Below are 25969 nucleotides of genomic sequence, written 5' to 3' on the forward strand. Positions count from 1 at the left end.
CAGTACCCGAGCGCGGGCCGCCCGGGCGAGACTTGCGCAACGCGCCGATCGGCGTCGCGACGAGGCGGCGCGCGCTAGTGTCGCGGTGGCTCCGACAGGAATCCGAGCAAGTCGTACCGGGTGATCACGCCCACCGGTTTGCCCTGCTCCACCACCATCAACGCGTCCCACTCGCGCAGCGCCTTGCCGGCCGCGGTCACCGACTCGCCGGCGCCGATCATCCGCAGCGGCGGGCTCATGTGTTCGGAGACGGCGTCGGCCAATTTGGCGCGCCCCTCGAAGACGGCCGAGAGCAGTTCGCGTTCCGAGACACTGCCGGCGACCTCGCCGGCCATCACCGGCGGCTCGGCGCCCACGACCGGCATCTGGGAGACCCCGTACTCGCGCAGGATGCCGATGGCGTCGCGGATCGTCTCGGACGGGTGGGTGTGCACCAAATCCGGTAGCGCGCCGGACTTTCCGCGCAACACGTCGCCGACGGTCGGCTGCTCGGTCGAGCCGTCGAGGCGGCTGCGCAGGAATCCGTACGACGACATCCACGCGTCGTTGAAGATCTTCGACATGTAGCCGCGACCGCCGTCGGGCAGCAGGACGACGACCAACGCGTCGGGCCCGGCCTCCTCGGCCACCTTCACCGCGGCCACCACCGCCATCCCGCACGAGCCGCCCACCAGCATCGCCTCCTCCCGGGCCAGCCGCCGGGTCATGTTGAACGAGTCGGAGTCGGAGACTGCGATGATCTGGTCGGGCACCGTCGGGTCGTAGGCCGCCGGCCAGAAATCCTCGCCGACCCCCTCGACCAGGTAGGGCCGGCCGCTTCCGCCGGAATACACCGAGCCCTCGGGGTCGGCGCCGACGATGCGCACCCGACCACCGGACACCTCCTTGAGGTAGCGGCCCGCGCCGGTGATGGTCCCGCCGGTGCCGATGCCGGCGACGAAGTGGGTGACCTTGCCGTCGGTGTCGGCCCAGACCTCCGGGCCGGTGGTCTCGTGGTGGCTGGCCGGGCCCTCCGGGTTGGCGTACTGGTCGGGCTTCCACGCGCCGTCGATCTCTTTCACCAGCCGGTCGGAGACGCTGTAGTAGCTGTCCGGGTGGTCGGGCGGCACGGCCGTCGGGCACACGACCACGTCGGCGCCGTAGGCGAGCAGCACATTGCGCTTGTCCTCGCTGACCTTGTCCGGGCAGACGAATACGCACTTGTAGCCGCGGTGTTGGGCGACCAGGGCGAGGCCGACGCCGGTGTTGCCCGAGGTGGGTTCGACGATCGTGCCGCCCGGCCTGAGCAGCCCGGCGGCCTCCGCGGCGTCGATCATCTTCACCGCGATCCGGTCCTTGGAGCTGCCCCCGGGGTTGAGGTATTCGACCTTTGCGACGACGGTGCCGGCGCCGGGGGGGACGACGGAGTTCAGCCGGACCAGCGGCGTGCCGCCGATGAGGTCGCTGATGTGCTGCGCGATTCGCATGCGTTCATCGTCTCAGGCGGTTTGCGGCTCGGGGAATTTGGGCATACCCGCGCCGACCGGCGCCGGGCGCGGCGTCAGCCGGTGGCTTCGCGGATGTAGTCGCCGATCTGGCGCAGCGAACGGATCGCCTCCGGCACCAGCGGCGCGGCCAGCTGGAAGTCGTGAATCTGGCCGGGCCACACCCGCACCTCTGCCGGCACGCCGACGGCCGCCAGCCTGGTCGCCGCCAACTGCGCGTCGTGCAGGAGCACCTCGGAGCCGGACACGTGAATCAGCGTCCGCGGCAGGCCCGGTTTGATGTGCTCCAACGGCTCGTAAATCTCTTCCGGCTTGCCGTCGACTTTGTTCTTTTCGGCCGCCCCAGCAACCAATGCGACGAGCGCGTCGAACACCTGTGGCGGGAACATCGCGTCGGTCTTGATGTTGGGGTGCGCCTGCTTGTATTCCTTTGCTAGCTGCAGCAGTGGCGAGATAGCCACCAGCGCCGCCGGTTCCTCGCCCTCCTCCTGGAGCAGCTGCGCGAGCGCGAGCGCCAGATACCCGCCCGCGGAGTCGCCGGCGAGCACGATCTGGTCGGGCTCGTACCCGCGGTGGCGCACCCATTGGTAGGCGTCATGGCAGTCGCCGAGCGCCATCCCGACCGAGTGCTTGGGCAGCAGCCGATAGTTGACGATCATGACGGGCGAATCAGCAAACTTCGAAAGCGACTCGACGAGCCGTCCGTGCGAGTTTGCTCCACAGGTCAAGAACGCCCCGCCGTGGAAGTAGAGGACCATCCGCCGGGTGCCGTCCGCGGGCAGCACGCCGGGGGCACGCACCAACTGCGCCGAGGCATTTGGCAAGTTCACGGTCTGTCGGACCGTGGCGGTGACGGGAAGCACGACCCGGGACGCGAAGTCGATGAGGCCCCACGGCCAGGGCAGGTTCGGGGCGTGGCTCCCGGCGGCCAGGATCGGCCGGATCGTCAACCGCGACGCCAGGTTGGCAAGCCGCGCAGCAACGCTCGGCCCCGACTCGAGGACCTCGACCGGCGCCCCGTCGCTGATCGCGAACTTGCGTGCTTCAACTCTACGTGCCCGGAGGACGTCGTGTGTGCAAATCGCTCTCGGGGCGGAACCGGATACCTTGCTCGGTGCGGTCATGCTCAACACTTCCTACGCCGTTGTAGTCCGATACAGCATGTGACGAGGCGGCCAAGCGTCCGGTTCATCTGTGTTCGCCGAGTCGTTCAGCCAACTCGCTCAATTTAGCTTGACAGGCTTTTTCCGGTGCAACATTTGACGAGTCTGATTTGATACCACATGTGATTCACAACGTGATCACATTGTTTGTCAGCCGCCCGCGCAAACACCGAAGCCGACCTAAACTGATTGTGTGACCATCCGGGTGCCGCGTCGCTCGACGATCGCCCTGGCCACAGCGGGTGCACTCGCCTCGACAGGTACGGCGTACCTGGGCGCTCGCAACCTGCTCGTCGGCCAGGCGACGCACGCGCGCACCGTCATCCCGAAGGCGTGGGACACCCCGCCCCGCGCCGACGGCGTCTACGGCCCGGGCGGCGGGCCGGTGGAGCGTTGGCACCGCGGCGTGCACGCGGATCTGCACCTGATGATCTTCGGGGACTCGACGGCCACCGGGTACGGCTGCACGAGCGCCGAGGAAGTGCCCGGCGTGCTGATCGCGCGGGGGCTGGCCCAGCAGACCGGCAAGCGGATCAGGTTGAGCACCAAGGCGATCGTCGGGGCGACCTCGAAAGGCGTTCTGGGCCAAGTCGATGCGATGTTCGTGGCCGGGCCGCCGCCGGACGCGGCCGTGTTGATGCTGGGCGCCAACGACGTCACCGCGCTCAACGGGATCAGCCAGTCCGCGCAGCGCCTGGGCACGACGGTGCGTAGGTTGCGCAGCCGCGGCGCGGTGGTGGTCGTCGGCACCTGCCCGGACCTGGGCGTCATCACCGCCATCCCGCAACCGCTTCGCTCACTGGCACACGCGCGGACCTCGCAGCTCGCCCGGGCCCAGGCCGCTGCCGTGCGGGCCGCCGGCGGTGTGCCGGTCCCGATGGCGCGACTGCTGGCACCGGAATTCCGCACCCGGCGCGAGCTGATGTTCTCCGCCGACGGCTACCATCCCTCGCCGGCCGCGTACGCGCTGGCGGCCCGGGCGCTGCTGGTCGCGCTCTGCGACGAGCTGGGCGAGCAGGTCGACGGGCCGGCAGCCCCCGCCCCGTCCCCAGCCCCGGTGCTCGGCACCGCGCACACCCGGCGCAGCGTCATGCCGCGGCTGTGGCAGCGCCCGGTGCGCGGTTCGCACGCCCCGTCGTCGTAGCCGGCGGTCGGCACCGACTAGATTTGTCCTAGCCCGTCGGGGCACCCGTGCGTACAGAGCCCGCGTCCCATTGGAGAGAATCGTCATGCCCGAAGCCGTCATAGTCTCCGCTGCCCGTTCGCCGATCGGCCGCGCCATGAAGGGGTCGCTGGTCTCCATGCGGCCCGACGACCTGGCCGCCCAGATGGTGCGGGCCGCGCTGGACAAGGTGCCCGCGCTCAACCCGCACCACATCGACGACCTCATCCTGGGTTGCGGCCTGCCCGGCGGCGAGTCCGGCTTCAACATGGCGCGCGTCGTCGCCGTCGAGCTGGGCTACGACTTCCTGCCGGGCACCACGGTGAACCGGTACTGCTCGTCGTCGCTGCAGACGACGCGGATGGCGTTCCATGCGATCAAGGCCGGCGAGGGCGACGCGTTCATCTCCGCGGGAGTGGAGACGGTGTCGCGGTTCGGCAAGGGCAACTCCGACTCCTGGCCGGACACCAAGAATCCGCTTTTCGACGAGGCCCAGGAGCGATCGGCGGCCGCGGCCGCGGGCGCCGACGAATGGCACGACCCCCGCGCCGACGGGAAGCTGCCCGACGTCTACATCGCGATGGGCCAGACGGCCGAAAACGTCGCGATACTCACCGGCATCAGCCGCGAAGACCAGGACCACTGGGGCGTGCGCAGCCAGAACCGGGCCGAGGAGGCCATCAAGAACGGGTTCTTCGAGCGCGAGATCACCCCGGTGACCCTGCCCGACGGCAGCACGGTCTCCACCGACGACGGCCCGCGCCCGGGCACCACCTACGAGAAGGTCAGCGAGCTCAAACCGGTGTTTCGCCCCAACGGCACGGTCACCGCGGGCAACGCCTGCCCGCTCAACGACGGCGCGGCCGCGTTGGTGATCACCAGCGACAAAAAGGCCAAGGAGCTGGGCCTGACGCCGCTGGCGCGGATCGTGTCCACCGGCGTCAGCGGCCTGTCGCCGGAGATCATGGGCCTGGGCCCGATCGAGGCGTGCAAAAGGGCGCTGGAGCGCGCCGGCATGTCGATCGGCGACATCGACCTGGTCGAGATCAACGAGGCCTTCGCGGTGCAGGTGCTCGGCTCGGCCCGCGAGCTGGGCATCGACGAGGACAAGCTGAACGTGTCGGGCGGGGCGATCGCGCTGGGCCACCCGTTCGGCATGACCGGCGCTCGCATCGCCACCACGCTGCTGAACAATTTGCAGACCCACGACAAGACGTTCGGCCTGGAAACCATGTGCGTTGGCGGCGGCCAGGGCATGGCGATGGTGATCGAGCGACTCAGCTAATCGCTGCGTTGACTCTGCGCCTATGGCGCAAAAGTGCGAGTAGGGCGCGCCACTAGCGCAGAGTCAACGCAGAAGAACTAGTCGTTCTGCAGATAACTGAGCAGGCGCAGGATCTCGATGTACAGCCAGACCAGCGTCACGGTCAGGCCCAGCGCGATGCCCCACGCCGCCTTCTCCGGCGCGCCGGCGCGGATCATCTGGTCGGCCGCGTCGAAGTCGATCAGGAAGCTGAACGCCGCGATGCCGATGCACACCAGCGAGAAGATGATCGCGATCGTTCCGCCGCTGCGCAGACCCAGGCCGGTGCCGCCGCCGACATGGAACATGGCCAGCACGAAGTTGCCGAGCATCAGGGCCAGCACGCCGAACAGTGCGGCCACCACCATCCGGGTGAACTTGGGGGTGACCCGGATGGCGCCGGTCTTGTAGACGACCAGCATGCCGAAGAACACCCCGAAGGTGCCCATGACGGCCTCGCCGATCAGGGCGCCGGCGTTGGCCGACGACACCGAGAAGTTGGCGAAGACGAAGGAGACGGCGCCGAGGAACAGGCCCTCGAGGACGGCGTAGCTGAGCACGATCGCCGGGCTGTCCTGCTTGCGCCCGAAGGTCGCCACCAGCACCAGCCCCAGGCCGCCGAGCGCGCCGACCAGGGTGAGCGGCATCGCCAGCGCGACGTTGGACGCCACCAGGAAATAGGAGACGATCGCGGAGACGGTCAGCACGCCCAGTGTGATGCCGGTCTTGGTGACAACGTCGTCGATGGTCACCGGGCGCGATACCTTGGCCTCCTGGTAGGGAGCCGCGTAGGGGTCGGCTTGGTAATACCCCTGCTGCACCTGGGCCGCGCCAGTGCCGAACTGCGCGTATCCGCCCCTCTGCTTAGGCAGCGAACGAAATACCGGGTTACTTGTCTCCCGCACCGTCGGATCCTCTCTCAGTGGCTGGAGCTGTGCGAACACATGCTCAACGATCGGTGACCCGCCCGGGTTCCCCAGCGGAGCTGGGGTTTTGTCTTCAGGTCCGGGCCCGGACGATGTCGTCCGGTTAAAGATAAACCCTACCCGCGGGTATTGCGCCCGGCAGTGACGATCTAGATTGCTGGTCGAGACCGGGCGGCGATGGAAGGCGGGGCGTTGACTGAGGAATCCGACCACCAATCCGACGAAGTCCTCACCCGGATCGACGGCGGCGTCGGGTTGATCACGCTCAACCGCCCCAAGGCGATCAACTCGCTCAACCACGCGATGGTCAAGGCGCTCAGCGCCATCCTCACGGCTTGGGCGGCCGACGACGCGGTGCGCACCGTGCTGCTGTCCGGCGCCGGGGACCGCGGACTGTGCGCCGGCGGCGACGTGGTGGCGGTCTACCACAGCGCCCGCAAGGACGGCGTCGAGGTGCGGCGGTTCTGGCGCGACGAGTATCTGCTCAACGGCCAGATCGGGCGGTTCGCCAAACCGTATGTGGCGTTGATGGACGGCATCGTGATGGGCGGCGGCGTCGGCGTCAGCGCGCACGCCAACGTCCGGGTGGTGACCGACACGTCCAAGATCGCGATGCCCGAGGTCGGCATCGGGTTCATCCCCGACGTCGGCGGGGCGTTTCTGCTGTCCCGGGCGCCGGGCGCGCTGGGCCTGCACGCGGCCCTGACCGGCGCGCCGTTTTCCGGGGCCGACGCCATCACGATGGGGTTCGCCGACCACTACGTGCCGCACGCCGAGCTCGACGCGTTCACCGCGGCCATCGTTTCCGACGGCGTCGAGGCGGCGCTGGCCGCGCACGCCGTCGAGCCACCGCCCAGTGCCCTTGCCGCGCAACGCGACTGGATCGACGAGTGCTTCTCCGGCGAGACCGTCGAGGACATCGTCGCGGCGCTGCGCGCCCATGACGCCGGACCGGACACCGGACCACGAGAGGCCGCCGACCTGATCGCCACCCGCTCCCCCATCGCGGTGTCGGTGGCGCTGGAGGCGGTGCGCCGGGCCGCCAAGATGGACACGCTGCAAGACGTTCTGGTGCAGGACTATCGGGTGTCGAGCGCGTCGGCGCGCTCGCACGACCTGGTGGAGGGCATCCGCGCGCAGATCATCGACAAGGATCGCAATCCGAAGTGGTCGCCGGCGACCCTGGCCGCGGTGACCGCGGCCGATGTCGACGCGTATTTCGCGCCGGTCGACGACGACCTGAGTTTCTAGAAAGGCAAGGCATGGCGTACGAAACAATCCTGGTCGAGCGCGACCGGCGAGTCGGGATCATCACGCTGAACCGGCCCAAGGCCCTCAACGCGCTCAACAGCCAGGTGATGCGCGAAGTCACCGATGCCGCAACGGAATTGGACAACGATCCCGGCATCGGCGCGATTGTCATCACCGGTTCGGCCAAGGCGTTCGCCGCCGGCGCCGACATCAAGGAAATGGCCGGCCTGACGTTCGCCGACGCCTTCGACGCCGACTTCTTCGCCGCCTGGGGCAAGTTGGCGGCCGTGCGCACCCCGACGATCGCCGCGGTGGCCGGCCACGCGCTGGGCGGAGGATGCGAGCTGGCCATGATGTGCGACCTGCTGATCGCGGCCGACACGGCGAAGTTCGGTCAGCCGGAGATCAAGCTCGGCGTGCTGCCGGGCATGGGCGGCTCGCAACGCCTGACCCGGGCCATCGGCAAGGCCAAGGCGATGGACCTGATCCTGACCGGGCGCACCATCGACGCCGCCGAAGCCGAACGCAGCGGCCTGGTTTCGCGCGTGGTGCCCGCCGACGACCTGCTGACCGAGGCGAAGGCCGTCGCCACCACCATCTCGCAGATGTCGCGCTCGGCCGCCCGGATGGCCAAGGAAGCCGTCAACCGCGCCTTCGAATCCACACTGGCCGAAGGGCTTCTCTACGAACGCCGGCTCTTCCATTCGACCTTCGCGACGCACGACCAGTCCGAGGGAATGGCGGCATTCATCGAGAAGCGCGACCCCGACTTCACCCATCGGTAGGGTGCTGAGATGAGCGAACCGGAGGTCGACGTCGAGGAGTCCACGGACTCCGATACCGAAACCGAAACCCAAACCGAAACCGCCAAGCCCCGGCTGCGCGAAAGGGATTGGTGGGTAAGGCATTACACCTTCACCGGCACCACGGTGGGGCTCATCTTCGTGCTGTTTTCGTTGACGCCGTCGCTGCTGCCGCGCGCCGCGTTGTTCCAGGGGCTGGTCAGCGGGATCTCCGGCGCCATCGGCTACGGGCTGGGGGTGTTCTCCGTCTGGCTGATCCGCTACATGCGCACCAAGAACTACAGCCCGCCGGCGCCGCGCTGGGCGTGGCTGGTGATGGTCCCGTGCGGCGCCATCGGCATGGTGCTCATGGCGATCCGGTTCCACGTCTGGCAGGACCAGGTGCGCGACCTGATGGGCGTCGAGCACCTGAAGTGGTACGACTACCCGATCGCCGCCGGCCTGTCGCTGGTGGTGCTGTTCACGCTCGTGGAGATCGGTCAGTTCATCCGCTGGCTGATCGCCTTCCTTGTCGGGATGCTCGACCGGATCGCGCCGTTCCGCCTCTCGGTCACCATCGTGGTGGTGTTCCTGCTGGTGCTGACCATCACCCTGCTCAACGGCGTGGTGCTCAAGTTCGCGATGCGCACGATGAACAACACCTTCGCCTCGGTCAACAACGAGATGAGCCCCGACACCGCGCCCCCGAAAACACCGCTGCGATCCGGCGGTCCGGAGTCGCTGGTGTCCTGGGAGTCGCTGGGCCACCAGGGCCGCATCTTCGTCAACGGCGGCCCCAGGCTCGACGAGCTGACCACCTTCAACGGGGCCCCCGCCACCGCGCCGATCCGCGCCTACGCGGGACTGAACTCGGCGGACGGCATCACGGCGGCCGCCGAGCTGGCGGCGCGGGAGCTGCAGCGGGCCGGCGGGTTGCAGCGCGCCGTCGTCGCCGTCGCGACGACCACCGGGACCGGCTGGATCAACGAGGCCGAAGCCTCGGCGCTGGAATACATGTACAACGGCAACACCGCGATCGTGAGCATGCAGTATTCGTTCTTGCCGAGCTGGCTGTCGTTCCTGGTGGACAAGGAGAACGCGCGGCACGCCGGGCAGGCGCTGTTCGAGGCCGTCGACCGGCTCATCCGCCAGATGCCCGAGGCGCAGCGCCCCAAGCTGGTGGTGTTCGGCGAGAGCCTGGGATCGTTCGGCGGCGAGGCGCCGTTCATGAGCCTCAACAACGTCCTGGCCCGCACCGACGGCGCGCTGTTCAGCGGCCCGACCTTCAACAACACGATCTGGACGGACCTGACGTCCACCCGCGACGCCGGTTCCCCGGAGTGGTTGCCCATCTACAACGACGGCAAGAACGTCCGGTTCGTCGCTCGCCCAAGCAATCTCGCGCGCCCGGACTCGGCCTGGGGCCACCCGCGGGTGGTGTACTTGCAGCACGCCTCCGACCCGATCGCCTGGTGGACGCCCGACCTGCTGTTCAGCAAACCGGATTGGCTGCGCGAAAGGCGGGGCTACGACGTGCTGCCGCAGACCCGCTGGATCCCGGTGGTCACCTTCCTGCAGGTCTCGGCGGACATGGCGGTCGCCCAGAACGTGCCCGACGGGCACGGGCACCACTACGTCGCCGACGTCGCCGACGGCTGGGCGGCCGTGCTGTCGCCGCCGGGGTGGACGCCGCAGAAGACGGACAGGCTGCGGCCGCTACTGCACGCCAACGGTTAGCTACATCCAGCGGCGACCGGTCGTCCCGGCCTCCGCCAGCCCCGACGGGCGCGGGTCGATCGCCGCACCGGCGAGCCGTTCCAGCACACCGGCACCCGCCAGCGCGTGGTAGCCGCCGACGACGTCGGTGGCGCGGTGCAGGCCGATGTCGAGCAGCGCCGCCGCGGCCAGGCTGGACGTGTAGCCCTCCGAGCACACGATCACCCACTCGACGTCGTCGCCGACGGCCTCCGGCAGCCGGGCGTCGCTGGTCGGGTCGCAGCGCCATTCCAGCACGTTGCGCTCGACCACCAGGGCGCCCGGGATCTCGCCCTCGCGGAATCGCTGGGCCTGCGGCCGGATGTCGACCAGCACCGCGCCCCGTCGCACCGCGTCGGGCACCTCGGCGGCGGGCAGGCGGCGATAGCGGCGGCGGGCGGACCTCAACACGACGTCGATGCGGCTCATAGCGTCCCTTCCGGCTGGTCGGTCAGTTCGGTGCGCCGGCGGCGCAACCGGTTGCGGTCGGTGACCTCGTAGTACGACATCGCGGTCAACGGCGGCGAGTAGGCATGCACGCTCAGCGTCGGCTCGACCGGGCCCCTGCTGGCGGGTGCCGGCGCGGCGACGGCCCGGGGCGCCCACACCACGTCGTGCACCCAGCCCAGCGGGAAGCCGGCCTGGTCGCCCGCATCCAGTCGGCGGCGGCGCAATCCTCTTCCGTCCCAACGGAATTCGTTGAGCGAACCCGACAGCACGGTCAGCGCGCCGAGGGAGCCGCCGTGGTCGTGCAGCTCGGTGGCGCGGCCGGGAACCCAACTAATCAGCCAGATGTCGAGCTCGTCGTCGCCGTGGATGCGGGCGAACCAGCGCTGGGCCCCGGGCACGCCGCCGTCGGGCAGCAGGTGGTCGCAGCGCCCGCTGAGCACGTCGTCGGCGGCCTGGTCGGTGGCGTGCAGCAGGTCGGGCACCCGCAGCCGGGTGGGACCCGGGGCCGGGACATGGGGGCGCAGCTCAATCGAAGAGGCGACAGGCAAAGACATCGAGGAGTGCTCCAGGGAGAACGGATCGGGACAAGCGGCGGCGGGCTAGGGCCGACAACACTCGCAAAATCCGAAGCGCTCCATCACGGCAGCCAGTGTTGCATAGATTGACATCGTGCGCCGGTGCAGTCGTTGGCTCCTGCCGTGTACCGCGGTCGTGGTGGCGACCGGCTTGTCGGCGGTCGCCGGGTGTTCGCACGGCGAGCGCGACGGCACGGCCGCCTCCTCGTCGGCGCGGCCGTCGGGCATCCCCGTCGGCCCGGCCTCCGTGCCGCCGGGTGCCATCGGCCGGTCCCCCGCGGGCGTCACAACCCGGGTCGACGTTCCGGCGGATTCCACCGAGGAGGAGTACTACCAGGCCTGTCACGCCGCAAAAGTGTGGATGGACGCCCAACCCAAGACGGGTCAGCCCATGTTCGAGCCGTATCTGGCGATGGTTCAGGCGTCGCAATCGGGCACCGCGGGCAGCTGGAACGTCCGGTGGGCGGAGCTGACCCTGGCCCGGCAGGCGGCGTTGATCACCGCGGCGCGCGCGGCCGCCAACGACGAATGCGGGTAGCGCGCAGGCCCACGTTTGCAGCCGCCGGGTAATTGCGATCACGGCTGAAAAAAGTGCCCACCCGGCCGGTGACGGCGGGTTGCGCCGCGCAGACTGTAGGGGTGGCTGGCGAAGTGGTCGCGCGTGGATCGGCACCGACGCGGGTGGCGTTGGCGCTCGGCAGCGGGGGCGCCCGCGGCTACGCCCACATCGGCGTCATCGAGGTGCTCGCCGAGCGCGGCTACGACATCGTGGGGATCGCCGGCTCGTCGATGGGCGCGGTGGTCGGCGGTCTGCAGGCCGCCGGGCGCCTCGACGAGTTCGCCGACTGGGCCAAGTCGCTGACGCAGCGCACGATCCTGCGGCTGCTGGACTTCTCCATCAGCGCGGCCGGCGTGATGCGGGCCGAGAAGATCCTGGACACCGTTCGCGACATCCTCGGGCCCGTCGCCATCGAGCAACTGCCCATCCCCTACACCGCGGTGGCGACCGACCTGCTGGCCGGCAAGTCGGTGTGGTTTCAGCGCGGCCCCCTCGACGAGGCCATCCGGGCGTCGATCGCGATTCCCGGGGTGATCGCCCCGCACGAGCTCGACGGGCGACTGCTCGCCGACGGCGGGATCCTCGACCCGCTGCCGATGGCCCCGATCGCCGGGGTCAACGCCGATCTGACCATCGCGGTCAGCCTCAACGGCAGCGAGACCATCGTCAGCCGCGCCGAGGAGCCCGGCGCCACCGCCGAGTGGCTGAACCGCATGGTGCGCAGCACTTCCGCGCTGCTGGACACCACCGCGGCCCGTTCGCTGCTGGACCGGCCCGCGGCGCGGGCGATGCTGAGCCGATTCGGCGGACCGGGCGGGGAATCGGATGCCTGGCCCGACGATGCCGAGGGCGACCCCGAACCCGGCGCGGACGCCCTCGCCGCCCTGGGCGAGGCTCCCGAGGTTCCGAAGCTGGGCAGCTTCGAGGTGATGAACCGAACGATCGACATCGCCCAATCGGCGCTGGCCCGCCACACGCTGGCGGCCTATCCGGCGGACCTGCTGATCGAGGTGCCGCGCTCGACGTGCCGGAGCCTGGAATTCCACCGGGCGGTGGAGGTGATCGCCGCGGGCCGCGAGCTGGCCACCCAGGCCCTGGACGCCTTCGAACGCGAGGATGACGAGCCGGTTCCCCCGGCGGTCGAGGGCTGACGCTTCTAGACGCCCAGGAACTGCGCGACGGCCGCGGCCTCGCGCCGCCCCTGCGCCCGCCCGGCCAGCGCCGACGGGATGCGGCAGCGCGGATCCAGCGCGTTGGGCCCGAAGGCCGCCAACGACTCGGCGTCGGCGAACACCGAGAACACGGCGCCGGCGAAGGCCGCGATCTCGGCCGCCGGCCCGGCGCCGAACGGCGACGGGGCGTCCACGCCGGAGGGCACCAGCACCACCGCCTCGTCGCAGTCGGCGGCGACGCCGAGGTTGACCGAGCTGCCGACCCCACCGTCCATGTACCGCCGGCCGGCGATCGTCACCGGCGGCCACGCTCCCGGCACCGCGCAACTGGCGGCCACCGCGTCCACGAGCGCGACGCCCGACTCGTTGTCGAAGACGGCCAATTCGCCTGTGGCGGTGTCGATCGCGGTGAGCCGCAGCGCCCGGTCGGGCCAGTCGTGCGACGGTAGGCGTTGCGCGATCACCCGGCGACGGACCGGTTCGGCGACGGTTTGGGTCGCCACCGCCACGGCCCCGATGCGCCGCAGCTGCTGGCGGGTCTTGTCTTCTGTGTTGTCGTAGGGTCCGGCCAGGGCCGCGAGGAAAAGCCCGGCGATGTCGTCGACGTCGACGCCGGAGTCGATCTCGGCGGATTCCTCGGCAACCTGCCGGTCGTACAGCTCCTCGAGCGTGCTGCCGCTGCCGATCTGGGCGGCGACCGCCGAACCGGCCGAGGTGCCCACCAGCACGTCCGAATTCAGCAGCAGCCGTGCGGCTTTCGGCGACTCATCGGCGATCCCTCGTAGAACGCCTGTCTCCCAGGCGATTCCCGCGATGCCTCCGCCGGCGAGCACGAGCGCGCGTCTGGTTGCCACGCCCACCCACTCTGCCAGACGGCGTGCGCTTAGAGACGACCCGCCACGAAAGTCGCGGCCTGACTGGGCATCCCGGACTGCTGATAGGAAAGGTGCGCGGGGGAGAACATCTCGTCGTGCGACGGCAGCGTCAGGGGGGCGCCCGGCGAGCACACCGGATCGCCGGGCGCACACAGGTCCACGGCCTTGGCCCCGTACCACGGGCTGAGCTGAGTTATCGGCGCCCCCAGAAATCTGCCCGACGGGTTGCCGAAGGTGGCGACCGCGGCGACGTGATCGGCCTCGTCGGCGGTGAGGATGTCGGGGATCAGGCCCGCGACCGGCGCCTGGGCGATCGTGATCAGGTCTATCACCCCCGCCCCCTGGGAATATCCGCCGAGCACCAGCTTGGTGTTGGGACAGGTCGCGACCATGGACCGAACGTGGGCGTGCGCGTCGTTGGCGCCGGCGTTCGCGGACGGGGCGATGTCGTCGCCGGCGGGGTAGTTGACGGGATACACCCCGACGGAGCGACCCTTGGCCTGCGAGCGCAGCGAATCGATGAACTCCTGCCCGACCCCGCCGACGCCGGGAGGCTCGCCGGTGCCGCGGGCGAACGTCACCTCGGCGTCGGGGCAGGGATCGGCGGACGCGGGGCCTATCAGTATCGGTGCGCTCAGCGCCGCCCAGCCCGTCACCACCGCGGCGCCCAGTAGACAAGCGCATTGCCGTGCGTTCACGTCACAATGCTGACACATCGCGGTCGCTTCTGAAGCGTGCCGCCGAGTCGCAAAGCTTGCTTGCGGGTCGCCCTCAGGCGTTAGCGCGGTTCGTTTGCCACCACACACTGCACTTGCGTAACGGCATCGTTCGGCTTGACCCCCATACCCTCCAAGGTCTGAACTATTTGGGCTGGGGATTCACCAGAATCGAGATCCGTCTCAATGCTTCGAACGAGGGGAAACCAATCTCCTGGACGCACCCCCGGGGGCGGGGGCGCCGCATCGCTGTGCATGCAGCGGAGGTAACCATTGACACCGGTGTCGGCGTGAGCAGACGACGCCCCGATCAGCAGAACGACCGGGGTCATGAACAGGACGGCGATGGCCATGCCGACCGCCGCAGCAACATAGATGATGACGCGCATGCTCACATGTACCCAGCAATGGCGACGGTTAACCAACTTATTTGACACGGGGCCTCGCGCCCCACAACACCCGAGTCGCGCCCGGGGTTTTTCCATCAAAATTCCGGGTCAGACGCGCGTGAGAGCAGGCGACTTATTAAACATATATCCAGTAGTGCCTTTTAAGCATTTGCTGCGAACTCGACGCCACCCGGCGTCAGGCGAGCCGCCGGGTGTTGGGCAGGGCGTGCTGCGCGTCTTGGACCGGCCCGCTCAGATCCTGCCGACGGAGCAGATGCCCGGGCGGGTCGGGGAGCGCCACACTGCGGGTGACCCGCAGCGCGGCGTCGACGTGGACCAGCTCCCCCGGGCCGAGCAGGCGCCAGCCCGGGTCGTCGTCCATCGGCTCGGACGCGAACACCACCGACGGCCGGGTGCACAGATGTTCCGACCGCGCGCGAATTCGCTTGGTGCGCAAGTCGAATTCGGGACCGCCGGGCGCCGTCTGGCGTTCCAGGATGTACAGCTCGTGGGTGTCCGGGTAGCGCAGGGCCCACATGTCGGTCGCCGTGCTCAGCAGCACGTTGACCGCGTAGATCGGCACATTCGCCGCGAGCCACCTCATCGCGTCGACCAGGCCGGCCGTCACGTCGCCATCGTGCGCGCGGACCGATCCGGTGATCAACGCGAACACCCGCTCGGAATCGGTGTCGCCCCGCACCAGGTCATCGGTGCCAACCGCGCGCAGCCGCTCGTCGATGACGTCGAGACCCTCGAGCACGCCGTTGTGCGCGAAGATCCGGCCGTCCTGCAGGAACGGGTGGGTGTTGCGGACGTCGAGCGAGCCGGTCGTCGCGTAGCGGACGTGCGCGACGAACGTCGTCCCGGTCACCTCGTGCGCCTCGGTGGCGAACGCGGCGTCCTGCCAGGCCGCGATGGGCTGCTTGTCCACCACGGGCCGGCCGTGCTCGTCGAAGACACCCAGGCCCGTGCCGTCCGGGTTCCTCCTGCTCTGCTCGGCGAGGCTGTCGGGGGCGTCCAGCAACCAAAACGTCGCCGTGCAGGCGTCCGTCCCGGCGTGCAGACCGAACAGTCGGCACATGAACTCAGGCCGTCAGCGTCGTCGCGAGATCCTGCAGGGCCTTGCGCGCGTAGCCCTTCCAAAGCGTGCCGAACACCGGGAGCAGCCACGACGTCAGCGGCGACGTGGAGTGGATGTTCCAGCGCCAGGTGACTTCGGTTCCGCCCGTTGCCGGGGTGAAGATCCATTCGCCTTCGACGTGGTCGACCAGCAGCGCCATCGGACCGGTGACGTTCGTGAGCCGGTAGCCGAACGACCGCGGCGGGTCGACGCTGGTGAGTTCCTCGCGGGTGCTGCCCCCGCCGACGAGCACCACGGTGCGGGTCTGGCCGGCGGCGTCCCATGCACCCGTCTGCTCGCGCACCTCCTTGATCGGCGGGAAGGGGCCATGCCAGCGCTTGAAAACCTGCGGCAGCGGGGCCGGCAGCGTGTTGTGGAACGCCTGCTCGACGGGGACGGGGATGACGAGCGATTCCTCGACGGCGAGTGATTTTGCCATGGGTACAACGCCTTTCAATTGTCCGCTCGCAGGCCCGCGGCGGCCCGGCCGGTGAACAGCGGCAGATCGAAGAAGCTTTGGATGCCGGCCGGCGCGGCGCACGTCGCGGGGACGGCATTGACGCAGTGCGCCGCGGTCGCGACGATCCCCGGGTTGCTCTTCAGCCCCGCCTCCACACTCTCCGGCTGCCATCCCTTGACCGTCACGAAGGCATCCGGGTTGCCGTGCACCTCGATCTCGTAGCGCTCCCCCTCGGGCCCGAAAGACCAAGGCGGATCGAGGTTTTCCGAACCCATCAGCCAGTTCACCGTGATCCGGACGACCACCTTGTCGCCGACGATGGCCTCCCAGTGGAAGCGACGGCCGGCGACCTGCCCCGGCTCGATCACCCCGATGGGCGACTCGATCGGCGCCGTCGCGACGGCAACCTCCTGCGACGAATGGACGCCGGGATCGGCGGCGAAGCCCAACCGGTCGACGCAGAGCCGCACCGACTGGATGAAGCCGCCGTCGAGCAGCTTTTGCATCGGCCCGGTCAGGGCGCTGTCGGGCGTTCCGCCGAAGCCCATCACATAGCGCAGCACGTCGGGTGAACCATAGGTACGCAGGTCCGAAAACTCCTCGGCGCGAACGAAAGTCACGCCGGTGGACATCATGGTGAACAGCAACGGGAACAACTCGGTGGCCGCCCCGGGTCCGATGCCCGCACCGTGCAGGGTCGCATTGCCGGCCTGCGCGGCGACCTCCAGCGGGGCGCCCTCCTTTTCGCTGGGATAGAACCAGCCGAGCGGGGTGACGACGTTTTTCCCCGACCGCAGCAGTGCCGCGACCTCGTCGGCGTTGGGCAGCAGCGGCGCGTAGATCACGGCGTCGGCGTCCATCGCCAAAACGTCGTCGACGTTGTTCGTCGCCGTCACTCCCAGCGGCGCCGCACCGATGATCTCACCGACGTCCTTGCCGGCCTTGGCTTCGGAATGCACCCAGCAGCCGGCGAGTTCGAGCTCGGGATGCTCCAGCACGCCCTTGATCGCCGCCACGCCGACCGACCCGGTTGCCCATTGGACGACCCGCAGACCCATGAACTCGTTCTACACCATCGGCGCGGGCGTCCCTCAATCCCGCGCCTCGACCACCCAGTAGCCGCGCTCGGCGTATCGCGACCGAATGGCCTTCTTGTCGTACTTGCCCACGCTGGTCCGCGGGATCTCGTCGACGAACGTCCACCGTTCCGGCAACCACCACCGAACGACCTTGTCCGCCAGAAACGTTCGCAGATGCTCGGCGCTGACCGAGGTGCCTTCCTTGGTCACGACGACGGCGAGCGGCCGTTCCTGCCAGCGCTCGTCGGGAACCCCGACGACCGCGGCCTCCAGCACATCGGGGTGGCCGATCAGGCAGTTCTCCAACTCGACCGACGAGATCCACTCCCCGCCGGACTTGATGACGTCCTTGGCCCGGTCGGTCAGGGTCACGAAGCCCTGCTCGTCGATGCGGCCGACATCGCCGGTGCGCAGCCAGCCGGAGTCGAACTTGGACTCGTCCCGGCCCCGGTAGTAGGCCCCGGCGATCCACGGGCCGCGGACCTCCACCTCGCCCACCGACCTGCCGTCGTTGGGCAGCACCCGCCCGTCGTCGTCGACGATCCGCATTTCCACGCCGCATACCGGCTGGCCCTGCGTCGCGCGAAACGCCCAGTGCCGGTCCTCCGGCGCTCCCGGCGGCGGCCAGGCCATGGTGGCCAGCGGCGAGGTTTCCGTCATGCCCCACAACTGCCGGATCTGGACGTCGTACTTCTCCTCGAAGGTGCGCATCAGCGACACCGGCACGGCCGAGCCGCCGCAGGCCACCAGGCGCAGCGACGACATGTCGTGGCCGGGGTCGTCCTCGAGGTGATGCAGCACGTCGTTCCAGATGGTCGGCACCGCGCCGGCCACGGTGGGCCGCAGGTTCTCGACCACGTCGATCAGCGACCGGGCGTCGAGGTGGCGGTCGGGCAGCACCAGGTCGGCGCCCGCCATCAGCGCCGCGTAGGGCAGCCCCCACGCGTTGGCGTGGAACATCGGCACGATCGGCAGCACGCGATCGTTGGATCCGATCCCTATCCCATTCGCCGAGCACGCCGCCATCGTGTGCAGAAAACTCGAACGATGGCTGTAAACCACACCTTTGGGGTGGCCGGTGGTGCCGCTGGTGTAGCACATCGCGGCCGCCGACCTCTCGTCGACGGCTGGCCAGTCGAACTCCGTCGGCTCGTCGTCGATCAGCTCGGCGTAGCGCAGCACGCTCTTGCCCGATTCCTGCAGCGGCGCTGCGTCGCCCTCGCCGACGGCGATCACCGTGTGGACGGTTTCCAGCTCGGCCAGCACCGGTCCGAGCAGCTTGGCCAGGGACAGGTCGACCAGCACGACCTGGTCTTCGGCCTCGTTGGCGACGTAGGCGATCTGCTCGGGGAACAGCCGGATGTTGAGGGTGTGCAGCACGGCGCCCATCGAGGGCACCGCGAGGTAGGCCGCCAAGTGCTCGGCGTTGTTCCACATGAACGTCGCGACCCGCTGGTCCCCGGTGACGCCGAGGCGGCGTAACGCGTTCGCCAGCTGGGCCGCCTGCCGCCCCAGTTCGCGGTAGCTGATGTGCCGGTAGCCGTCGTCGGTGGCGGTCGTGACCGTGCGCGCCCCGTGGACGCCGCAGCCGTGCCGCATGATCGCGGCGATCGTCAGCGGAAAGTCCTGCATCGTGCTGTCCATCGATGTACCGCCTTATGGGTCTCGGCGCAGCACCGCCTGATGATCGATCGGGCGAATGCTATCGCCGCGCGCGACTATGAGAAACGGGTTCCCCCGACAAGGCGCGTTTTACCCACGCTGGAGGCCGGAAGTTCAGGCGAGCGCCGGCTGCAACAGCTCGGGCGTGACCCAGTCGGTCGGGACTTGGGTCTCGGGCGCGGTGCTCTCGGTGCCCAGCGCCACGATCGATGCGACCGCCGCCACGGTGACCGCGCCCGAGTAGTCGGCGATGTACAGGAACTTGGCGTCCGGGCTCTCGACCACGCACGACGGCTGATCGGTCACCGTCACCGTGCCGACGACGTCGTGGGTCAGCGTGCACAGCACCGCGATGCCGTCGTCGCTGACCAGGTAGGCGCGATCGCCGTCGCGGCTGAGCGTCAAACCGGTGAGGACGCCGCCGATCTCGCCGAGCTTGCGGGTGCCGACGATCTTGTTGGTGGCGGTGTCGACGACGTCGACCACCGCGCCCAGTTCGGGCTCGCAGCTGGCCACGTAGGCGACGGCGCCGTTGGGGGACACCGCGACGTCGCGAACGGGCAAACCGACGTCGATGGTCGCGACGACGCGCAAGCCGGTTTGCCCGGCCTCGGATCGGGACGGGCCCCGCGCGCCGATCACGATCAGCCGGCCGCCGGTCGGTCCATTGGTGCCGACGTACAGGCGGGCCCCGTCGGGGCTGACCCGCACGCACGCGGTGGTGTTCCCCGGCGCGGTGGCGACCTCGAGCGCCTCGACCTCGCCGGTGGCGGTGTCCAAGGCGGCGACGTCGGCGCCGCGGGCACCGTTTCGGCTGGTGTAGACGTGGCGTCCGTCGGGGCTTATCGCCAGGTCACCGACGCTGAGCGCAAGCGGATGCGTCGCGACCACCGTGTAGGTGGGCACGTCGACGACCGCGATCGAGTCATACGCCGTCGAGACGGTGCTGACGTAGGCGCGCTCGGCGTCCTCGCTGCCCATGGCGATCGCGAACGGCTCGCCGAGTCCGGCGATGGTGTGCACGACGCGGCAGGTGTCGGTGTCGATGACCGAGACGCTGTCGCGGCCGTAGTTGGTCACCAGCACCCGGGTGCCGTCGGGGCTGGTCGCGATGCCGCTGATGGGGCCGTTGCGCACGGCGATCTCGGCGACGATCGGGAACCCCGGCGCTTCGCCGAGCTCGAGGACCTCGGGCACCCGGTCGTCATGGGCGGCCGTTCGGCCGTTCGCTCTGCTGCTCATGCTGGTACCGCCTTTCGTCGGGGCCCATGCGCGCGACGATCAGGACCACGAGGGGTCTGCGTGACATGGGATCAACCGGATTCCAGCACCTGAAGGTGACTGCTCCCGAAGATGACTGCTTTGGTCAAATTTTAGCGACGGGATATCGGCCCAAAAGGAGCGAATTCTTACGCTGTAACCCACGTCACGCCGACCACACAGGCTGCGCTTAGATTGCGCTTATCGGGCAATCGTGGGCCCGGCCGATGGCGAACGCCAGATGCCCACCCGCACAGGCGATTTGAGTGCCGCGGCGAACCAACGACGCGCACGCTTCGATGCTCGCCGACTAAGAACTTCTTAGAATCCAGCGCAAAAAGAGAAAAACGTCACATTTATGCGTTCTCCCGCGTGTCGGGAACCGAATCCGGCCGCGTCAGCTAACTTCTCGCCCGCCGATTAGCTGAACTGCGTCCGCGGCCGGGACAGGGCGGCGCCGTCGACGGTGATGTCGAGCTTCTCGTTGTAGAAGGCCACCAGGCCGGCGATCTGACCGACGGCGGGCAGCGGGTAGTGGTAGGTCCACGCGAGGTCGGGACGCACCGTATCGCCGACCCGCACCGACCAGTAGCCCGACGTCGCTCCCTTGTACGGGCACAACGTCTGCGTCGGGCTGGGCTCGAGGTGCTCGAAGGCGATGTCGGTCGGGTCGATGTAATACCTTGTGGGTAAACCGGTTTCGAACAGTAGGACCGGGGATCGGGTGTCGGCCAGCACAATTCCGTCGAGTTCCACCCGGACGTGCCGGTGTGAGCGCAGCGCGTCGACCCGCGAATACGGATTGCGCGGGTGGCCGTAGATCGGCTCGTCTTCTTCGAACCACCGCAAGGGATTCCATTCGAACCGCACCGTGCCCGCGACCGCGGTCCCGCCGTCCGCGTCGAACACGCGGGCCGCCGATGGGTAGGTTTGGCCGGCGCCGATTAGGGAGTGCAGCCGCGACGGGCCCAGCTGCACCTGCTGCGGATGGTCCTCGTCGCGCAGGTAGCCTTCTCGGACATCGGCCAATGGCACGTAATACGCTGGGTAGTAAGGCAATTCCCACACATAGCGTGCCGAGGTGGTGTCGAAGACCAGCTCGTTGCCGAGGAAGCCGCGCACCCGGCGGGGGGCCGGCTCGACCCGTCCGCGCGTGGCGGCCATTTGGGGGTAGTCGCGGTCACCGAAGCCGTCGGTCATCTGACACCTACTGATCCTTCGAGGCCAGCCCGGCCGGGGCGTGGGCGATCGCTTTTCGGATGGCGTCGGCCAACGCCAGCGCGCTCTCCTCGGTGAGTTCGAGCGCGACCCGCGCCGACGGGCCGAGTCGCGGGTTGATGACGTCGATGTTGACCGTGTGGCCGTAGGGCGCGTGCACGGGATGGTCGACGTACACCGTCGCGGTGCTGGCGCCGAACCATCCCGTCGCGCCCTTGCCGCTGCCGTCGATCTCGACGTGTTCGGTGAGATATGTGCACATGCGTTCGGGCACCTAGCCTTTCAGGTGGGTCGCGAAGAACTCGTCGATGCGGCGCCAGCCGTCGACCGCCGCCTCCACCCGGTACGCCGGCCGGTCGACGGAGAAGAACGAGTGGCCCGCGCCCTCGTAGGAGTGAAACTCGTGCGGCTTGCCGAATTTGGTCAGCTCGGCGTCCAGCGTGGCCACCCCGGCCGGCGCCGGAAACCGGTCCTCGGCACCGAACAGGCCCAACATCGGACAGCTCAACTGCGGCGCCAGGTGCAGGATCGGCTGCATGGTCTTGGGCATGCCCTCGGGCGGATCCTCGACGACGAAGGCGCCGTAGCAGTCCACCGCGGCGTCGAACCGCAGCGAGCACGCCGCCAGGTAGGCGTGCCGTCCGCCCGAGCAGTGCCCGATGACGCCGAACTTCCCGTTCGCGCCCGGCAGCGAGCGCAGGTGCTCCACCGCCCCGGCAACATCGCCGACCAGCCGCTCGTCGGGCACCCCGCCTGCGGCCCGCGCCGCCGCGGCCGCGTCGTCGGGCGCAGCGCCCGGGGCCTCGCGCGAATACAGGTTCGGCGCGACCGCGTGATAGCCGTTCACCGCGAGCCGCCGCACGAACTCCTTTGTCTCCCGGTCGTAGCCGGGCATGTGATGGATCCAGACGACTCCGCCGCGCGACCCCTCGGCGAGCGGCATGGCCCGGTAGGCCTCGATCTCGTCGCCGTCGCGGCCGGTGATGGTGATCGTCTCGGCGCGAATGGCATCTGGGCTGGGCGCATTCATCGCGTGCTCCTCTTCGGCCGCAGGCGGGGCAGGTGCCCCGCGCCCCAACGTATCCGATTCGCGTCGGCCGCGTCCGGTGGCGAATCGAGTACTGTCGACCCGTGGCTTTACGACGGGAAAGCCCCATTCGCGGGCGGCGGCTGCGGCTCGACGAGGCGCTGTTCGAGCGCTTCGCCATGAGCCGCCCCGGCTACCTGTTCGCACTGCACGTGGCGCCGCGCATCGACATGGCGCTGATCCCCCGGACCAACGGCCGCCTGAGCATCATGGGCGTCGACAGGGTCGGGCTCGTCACCACGACGGGCGCCAAGTCCGGACAGCCCCGCACGCACCCGCTGGCCCTGCTCGACGACGGCGACGGGCTGCTCGCGATCGGCTCCAACTACGGGCGGCCCAGCCATCCCGCCTGGAGCGCCAACCTGCTGGCGCACCCCGAGTGCAACGTCGAGTTCAGGGGTCCGCCCAGGCCTTATCGGGCCGAGTTGCTCACCGGCGAGGCCCGCGCCGCGGCCTGGGCGAAGGCCGTCGACTTCTACGCCGGTTACGAAAATTACCGGACCAGCTGCGCGCCCCGCGAGATCAGGATCTTCCGCCTGCGGCCCGTCGGCGGCTGACCGCACGCCATTCAGTGCCGCTTGTCGCGCACCTTGTAGGTCGAGGGCCACGACTTTCGCGACTCGTCTCCGGTCAGCGGGGTTCCCATGCCGCCGACCTTGACGCTGTAGGCCTCCTTGCCCGGGCCGACTTCGCGGTTGGCGTGTTCCTGGGCGAGGTAGTACAGCTCGTCGATGGTGGCTTCGTCGTACGCGACGAACGAGGTTTCCCGCGCGATGTCGTCGATCCCGGCGAGCATCCGGTCGGGCAGGTACCGCGACGCCAGGGCCGCGGCGCCCAGCAGGGAGAACGGAATGACCCAGTAGCAGACGAACGACAGCGGCGTCTTGGTGTCGAGGATCGTCGCTTCCTCCCCACCGAGGCGCTGCACGATCGGCGGGATCGCCGACGACACCGTCATGCCGGCGAAGGCCGCGATCCAAATCCAGGTCAGGACCGCGACGACCCGACCGAACACCTCGGTCTTGGCGACGTCGGCGGGCTGCTCGGCCGCGGCGAAGTCACGCACGAACGGCTTGCCGACCAGCAGGCTGCTCAGCGCCACCAGGAAGATCCCGGCGTTGCTCAACGGCTGTATCCAGCCCTGCATGAAGGAGTCGCTCAACGTGAACGTGAGCACGGTCAGCACCAAAAACGTTGCGACAGCACCGATGTCGAGCGTGCGACCCGGCTTCCCGGTGGCGCGCCCGACGACCAGCACGGCGACGGCGATCGCCAGCGCGACCAGCACCGCCGCCGCGAACGGGACGTTACCGACAAGCACCCAATAGACGATCCACGGCGCGAATCCGAACAGCATGCCCACGAGGGGTCAGTGTATGGCCGCCGATTCGGGGCGCGGCGGCCGCGTCTCACCGCCGCGACGGCTGCGCATCCGAGAGCCCGAACAGTTCCGCGCACCGCTGGGCGGCGGCCGGGTCTCCCTCGAGGGTGAGGGTGCCGGCCTCGATGGCCGCAGCGGGCTTGATCCGGCCGGTTCCGAGCCCGGCGAAGGTTTGCGTGTCGGTGTGCATCACGACGGCGGGCCTGTCGGCCGGCCCCTGACGGACGTCGACGTTTCCGGCCTTGACCGTCACGGTCATCGCCTCGTCGGCGACGCGGAATTCGTACTCGTCGTCGACGTCGGTGGGGGGCGATTGCGCGCGGACGGCGGCCTGGACGGCGGGAAGCCAGTAGCTGGCCTTGACGGTGTCGTGCGCGCCCGGCGTGCCGACGACATCAAGGCCCCATTCGAAAAGTGCGCGCACCACCTGGCGCAGGCCGTCGCCGCGTTCGGTGAGTTCGTACACCGTCGATGCCGCCGGCGGGGGAAGGCGCCGCTTGCGTATCAGGCCGTTCGCCTCCATCGACTGCAAACGGGCGGCGAGCACGTTGGGACCGATCCCGGGAAGCCCGTCCTGCAGGTCGGTGTAGCGCTTGGGCCCGAACAGAAGCTCCCGGACGATCAACAGCGTCCATCGCTCGCCGACCAGGTCCAGCGCCCGGGCCGTCGGGCAGAACTGCTGATAGCTGCGCATAGATGCATGCTAGCAATCGAAAAGTCAAAACTAAATTTCTAGTTGCCTTTACTTATCTATTAGTAGTAGAGTCCACGCTATGCGGCAGGATGATGTGACCAAAGACGCCGGCTCCGAGGGTCCGGGGGCCGAGACCCCGCGGGTGATCGCGCCCCCGCCGCTGATCTACCTCGCCGGCCTGGCGGCCGGCTTCGCTCTCGATGCCGTGCTCCCGCCGGTCTCGATCCCGGCCGCAGTCGCGGTGCCGGTGGGCTGCGCGCTGCTGGTGGCGGGCGGCGCCCTCGCGGTGTCGTTCATTCGCGCGTTCGCGCGCGCCCGCACCACGATCAACCCGTACCAGCGGTCCAGCGCGCTGGTGACGACCGGCCCCTACCGGATCACCCGCAACCCGGGCTATCTGGGCATGGCGCTGACGTACGCCGGAATCGTCGTCCTCGCAAGTGCCCCTTGGGCATTCATCGCCCTTGCCGGCGTCCTGGTCGTGGTCGACCGCGGCGTCATCGCACGGGAGGAGCGGTGCCTGGAGGCGACGTTCGGCGAGTCGTATCGGCGCTACAAGCGCCGGACCCGAAGGTGGCTCTAGGCGGAGCTCCGTACCTTTACGCCCGTTCGGCCGTCATGTTGATGTCAAGCGTGCCCTGACAGGGGCCGCTCAGGATGTCGGCGTGCATGGTGCCGGCAAGCGACCCGTTGGGTTGGGGCGTGTAGCGGGTTTCGCCGTGGGCCGGGGCCCACTGGATCGAGGTGTCGGGCATCATGCAGTCCCATTGGAAATCGGTGACTCGCGTCCATGACGACCCGTCCCAGGTGAATTGGACGGGTTGCGGAACCGTCGGGTTCCTCGGCGGCGGGCCGTCGACGATCGTGGCGATGCACTTTCCGCTCGCACAGCTCGAACGGAATGTGTAAGTGTCGGTGTACTGCCCCTCGGGCTGAGAGGCCGCCACGCTTGTCCCGTCCTTGGGGCCGACGATGAACGTGATCGCGTACCGGCCGTTCCAGGACGGAGTATCCGCGGAGGCAACCAACGGAGGCGACAGGGCGATCGCGAGCGACGCAGCGCATAAACCGATGCGACTTCTCAGGCTGTCCGGGGCCATCGGTTCCTCCTCTGGGTCCGCACCCCCTCTACATCCTGTTATGCCGCTGCCATCGCCGACAAGCTTCTCGGCCGCAAAAAAGGGCAGCCCCATGTTCGCCCTAGCGCGCGACTCCGAACGGTTCGTGCCCCCAGTCGGACTCGAACCGACACTGGGCGGATTTTAAGTCCGCTGCCTCTGCCAATTGGGCTATGGGGGCCCGGCGGCGAATGTAGCGCCCGGACGTGGGATCCGGGGCGCCGCGTCGCACTCGAATCTTCGCCGAATTCTCGAGATGCGCAACCGGCGGACCTCGCCTAAAATGCCCGCGCCCGCGCGCGACGGCTGATTTGTCACCCCTAATCAG

28 protein-coding genes and 1 tRNA gene are annotated in these 25969 nt (G+C 69.0%); 9 read left to right on the forward strand and 20 right to left on the reverse strand.

Annotation, left to right across the window (positions count from 1 at the left end; genetic code table 11):
* Positions 1-74: 74 nt before the first annotated feature.
* Both AC5Y6X_RS01395 and AC5Y6X_RS01400 read right to left on the reverse strand, forming a co-directional pair.
* The gene (locus AC5Y6X_RS01395; RefSeq protein WP_499983774.1) at positions 75-1466 is read right to left on the reverse strand and encodes a cystathionine beta-synthase; all 1392 of its coding nucleotides are present in this window, start codon (positions 1464-1466) and stop codon (positions 75-77) included.
* A 74-nt stretch (positions 1467-1540) separates the two neighbouring features.
* Positions 1541-2608: an alpha/beta hydrolase gene (locus tag AC5Y6X_RS01400; RefSeq protein ID WP_499983776.1), complete on the reverse strand. Its 1068-nt coding sequence runs from the start codon at positions 2606-2608 to the stop codon at positions 1541-1543.
* Between the two features lie 244 nt (positions 2609-2852).
* On the opposite strand from AC5Y6X_RS01400, the gene AC5Y6X_RS01405 reads away from it, so the two are divergent.
* Both AC5Y6X_RS01405 and AC5Y6X_RS01410 read left to right on the forward strand, forming a co-directional pair.
* Complete coding sequence (locus AC5Y6X_RS01405) at positions 2853-3791, forward strand: SGNH/GDSL hydrolase family protein (protein WP_499985165.1); 939 nt, start codon at positions 2853-2855, stop codon at positions 3789-3791.
* 85 nt (positions 3792-3876) lie between these two features.
* Positions 3877-5094: an acetyl-CoA C-acetyltransferase gene (locus AC5Y6X_RS01410; RefSeq protein WP_324674841.1), complete on the forward strand. Its 1218-nt coding sequence runs from the start codon at positions 3877-3879 to the stop codon at positions 5092-5094.
* Positions 5095-5171: 77 nt separating this feature from the next.
* On the opposite strand, the gene AC5Y6X_RS01415 is transcribed toward AC5Y6X_RS01410, so the two are convergent.
* Positions 5172-6017 (reverse strand): Bax inhibitor-1/YccA family protein, encoded by an 846-nt coding sequence (locus AC5Y6X_RS01415; protein WP_324674837.1) that lies wholly within the window; start codon positions 6015-6017, stop codon positions 5172-5174.
* Positions 6018-6230: 213 nt separating this feature from the next.
* Between AC5Y6X_RS01415 and AC5Y6X_RS01420 the strand changes: the two genes are divergently transcribed.
* From AC5Y6X_RS01420 to AC5Y6X_RS01430, 3 genes are read left to right on the forward strand one after another with little or no spacing between them, the layout of a single operon-like run.
* The gene (locus AC5Y6X_RS01420) at positions 6231-7289 is read left to right on the forward strand and encodes an enoyl-CoA hydratase/isomerase family protein (protein ID WP_499983780.1); all 1059 of its coding nucleotides are present in this window, start codon (positions 6231-6233) and stop codon (positions 7287-7289) included.
* 11 nt (positions 7290-7300) lie between these two features.
* Positions 7301-8074 carry an enoyl-CoA hydratase gene (locus AC5Y6X_RS01425; RefSeq protein ID WP_324674833.1) on the forward strand — a complete coding sequence of 258 codons (774 nt, stop codon included), beginning with the start codon at positions 7301-7303 and terminating at the stop codon, positions 8072-8074.
* 9 nt (positions 8075-8083) lie between these two features.
* A complete protein-coding gene (locus tag AC5Y6X_RS01430; protein ID WP_324674831.1) occupies positions 8084-9808 on the forward strand; it encodes an alpha/beta hydrolase in 1725 nt (574 codons plus the stop codon).
* On the opposite strand, the gene AC5Y6X_RS01435 is transcribed toward AC5Y6X_RS01430, so the two are convergent.
* Positions 9809-10255 (reverse strand): rhodanese-like domain-containing protein, encoded by a 447-nt coding sequence (locus AC5Y6X_RS01435; protein ID WP_324674829.1) that lies wholly within the window; start codon positions 10253-10255, stop codon positions 9809-9811.
* Positions 10252-10830, reverse strand: coding sequence for a cupin domain-containing protein (locus tag AC5Y6X_RS01440; RefSeq protein ID WP_499983786.1), 579 nt, complete (start codon positions 10828-10830; stop codon positions 10252-10254). The genes AC5Y6X_RS01435 and AC5Y6X_RS01440 overlap by 4 nt, the downstream gene beginning before the upstream one ends.
* 157 nt (positions 10831-10987) lie before the next feature.
* On the opposite strand from AC5Y6X_RS01440, the gene AC5Y6X_RS01445 reads away from it, so the two are divergent.
* Both AC5Y6X_RS01445 and AC5Y6X_RS01450 read left to right on the forward strand, forming a co-directional pair.
* Positions 10988-11389: a lipoprotein LpqV gene (locus AC5Y6X_RS01445; protein WP_499985168.1), complete on the forward strand. Its 402-nt coding sequence runs from the start codon at positions 10988-10990 to the stop codon at positions 11387-11389.
* A 101-nt stretch (positions 11390-11490) separates the two neighbouring features.
* A complete protein-coding gene (locus AC5Y6X_RS01450; RefSeq protein ID WP_499983788.1) occupies positions 11491-12561 on the forward strand; it encodes a patatin-like phospholipase family protein in 1071 nt (356 codons plus the stop codon).
* Between the two features lie 5 nt (positions 12562-12566).
* Here AC5Y6X_RS01450 and AC5Y6X_RS01455 read toward each other — a convergent pair whose 3' ends face one another.
* From AC5Y6X_RS01455 to AC5Y6X_RS01505, 11 genes are all read right to left on the reverse strand, one after another.
* Positions 12567-13436 carry a patatin-like phospholipase family protein gene (locus AC5Y6X_RS01455; RefSeq protein WP_499983790.1) on the reverse strand — a complete coding sequence of 290 codons (870 nt, stop codon included), beginning with the start codon at positions 13434-13436 and terminating at the stop codon, positions 12567-12569.
* Positions 13437-13465: 29 nt separating this feature from the next.
* Complete coding sequence (locus AC5Y6X_RS01460; protein WP_499983794.1) at positions 13466-14155, reverse strand: cutinase family protein; 690 nt, start codon at positions 14153-14155, stop codon at positions 13466-13468.
* Positions 14156-14235: 80 nt separating this feature from the next.
* On the reverse strand, positions 14236-14562 hold the full coding sequence (locus AC5Y6X_RS01465) for a hypothetical protein (RefSeq protein WP_499983798.1): 327 nt from the start codon (positions 14560-14562) through the stop codon (positions 14236-14238).
* Positions 14563-14758: 196 nt separating this feature from the next.
* Complete coding sequence (locus AC5Y6X_RS01470) at positions 14759-15643, reverse strand: class II glutamine amidotransferase (protein WP_499983800.1); 885 nt, start codon at positions 15641-15643, stop codon at positions 14759-14761.
* 4 nt (positions 15644-15647) lie between these two features.
* On the reverse strand, positions 15648-16121 hold the full coding sequence (locus AC5Y6X_RS01475) for an SRPBCC family protein (protein ID WP_499983801.1): 474 nt from the start codon (positions 16119-16121) through the stop codon (positions 15648-15650).
* A 14-nt stretch (positions 16122-16135) separates the two neighbouring features.
* On the reverse strand, positions 16136-17200 hold the full coding sequence (locus AC5Y6X_RS01480; RefSeq protein WP_499983805.1) for an NAD(P)H-dependent amine dehydrogenase family protein: 1065 nt from the start codon (positions 17198-17200) through the stop codon (positions 16136-16138).
* A gap of 33 nt (positions 17201-17233) precedes the next feature.
* Positions 17234-18865 (reverse strand): fatty acid--CoA ligase, encoded by a 1632-nt coding sequence (locus tag AC5Y6X_RS01485; protein WP_499983808.1) that lies wholly within the window; start codon positions 18863-18865, stop codon positions 17234-17236.
* A gap of 132 nt (positions 18866-18997) precedes the next feature.
* The gene (locus tag AC5Y6X_RS01490) at positions 18998-20125 is read right to left on the reverse strand and encodes a YncE family protein (protein WP_499983810.1); all 1128 of its coding nucleotides are present in this window, start codon (positions 20123-20125) and stop codon (positions 18998-19000) included.
* Positions 20126-20563: 438 nt separating this feature from the next.
* On the reverse strand, positions 20564-21343 hold the full coding sequence (locus AC5Y6X_RS01495; protein WP_499983814.1) for a DUF427 domain-containing protein: 780 nt from the start codon (positions 21341-21343) through the stop codon (positions 20564-20566).
* 7 nt (positions 21344-21350) lie between these two features.
* A complete protein-coding gene (locus AC5Y6X_RS01500; protein ID WP_499983815.1) occupies positions 21351-21623 on the reverse strand; it encodes a DUF6295 family protein in 273 nt (90 codons plus the stop codon).
* Positions 21624-21635: 12 nt separating this feature from the next.
* Positions 21636-22391, reverse strand: coding sequence for a dienelactone hydrolase family protein (locus AC5Y6X_RS01505; protein WP_499983817.1), 756 nt, complete (start codon positions 22389-22391; stop codon positions 21636-21638).
* Positions 22392-22492: 101 nt separating this feature from the next.
* Here AC5Y6X_RS01505 and AC5Y6X_RS01510 point away from each other — a divergent pair, with 101 nt between their 5' ends.
* A complete protein-coding gene (locus AC5Y6X_RS01510; RefSeq protein ID WP_499983820.1) occupies positions 22493-23005 on the forward strand; it encodes a nitroreductase family deazaflavin-dependent oxidoreductase in 513 nt (170 codons plus the stop codon).
* Positions 23006-23016: 11 nt separating this feature from the next.
* Here the strand turns inward: AC5Y6X_RS01510 and AC5Y6X_RS01515 are convergent, their stop codons facing one another.
* Together AC5Y6X_RS01515 and AC5Y6X_RS01520 are read right to left on the reverse strand one after the other, a co-directional pair.
* Positions 23017-23811, reverse strand: a complete 795-nt coding sequence (locus AC5Y6X_RS01515) for a hypothetical protein (protein WP_499983823.1) — start codon at positions 23809-23811, stop codon at positions 23017-23019.
* Positions 23812-23857: 46 nt separating this feature from the next.
* On the reverse strand, positions 23858-24523 hold the full coding sequence (locus AC5Y6X_RS01520; protein WP_499983825.1) for a winged helix-turn-helix transcriptional regulator: 666 nt from the start codon (positions 24521-24523) through the stop codon (positions 23858-23860).
* Positions 24524-24602: 79 nt separating this feature from the next.
* Here AC5Y6X_RS01520 and AC5Y6X_RS01525 point away from each other — a divergent pair, with 79 nt between their 5' ends.
* On the forward strand, positions 24603-25106 hold the full coding sequence (locus AC5Y6X_RS01525) for a methyltransferase family protein (protein WP_499983826.1): 504 nt from the start codon (positions 24603-24605) through the stop codon (positions 25104-25106).
* A gap of 16 nt (positions 25107-25122) precedes the next feature.
* Here AC5Y6X_RS01525 and AC5Y6X_RS01530 read toward each other — a convergent pair whose 3' ends face one another.
* Both AC5Y6X_RS01530 and AC5Y6X_RS01535 read right to left on the reverse strand, forming a co-directional pair.
* Positions 25123-25623 carry an Rv2253 family sensor-like surface protein gene (locus AC5Y6X_RS01530; protein WP_499983828.1) on the reverse strand — a complete coding sequence of 167 codons (501 nt, stop codon included), beginning with the start codon at positions 25621-25623 and terminating at the stop codon, positions 25123-25125.
* Positions 25624-25748: 125 nt separating this feature from the next.
* Positions 25749-25822 (reverse strand) — tRNA-Leu (locus AC5Y6X_RS01535).
* Positions 25823-25969 lie beyond the last annotated feature (147 nt).

It is taken from the genome of Mycobacterium sp. NGS26 (assembly GCF_059813025.1).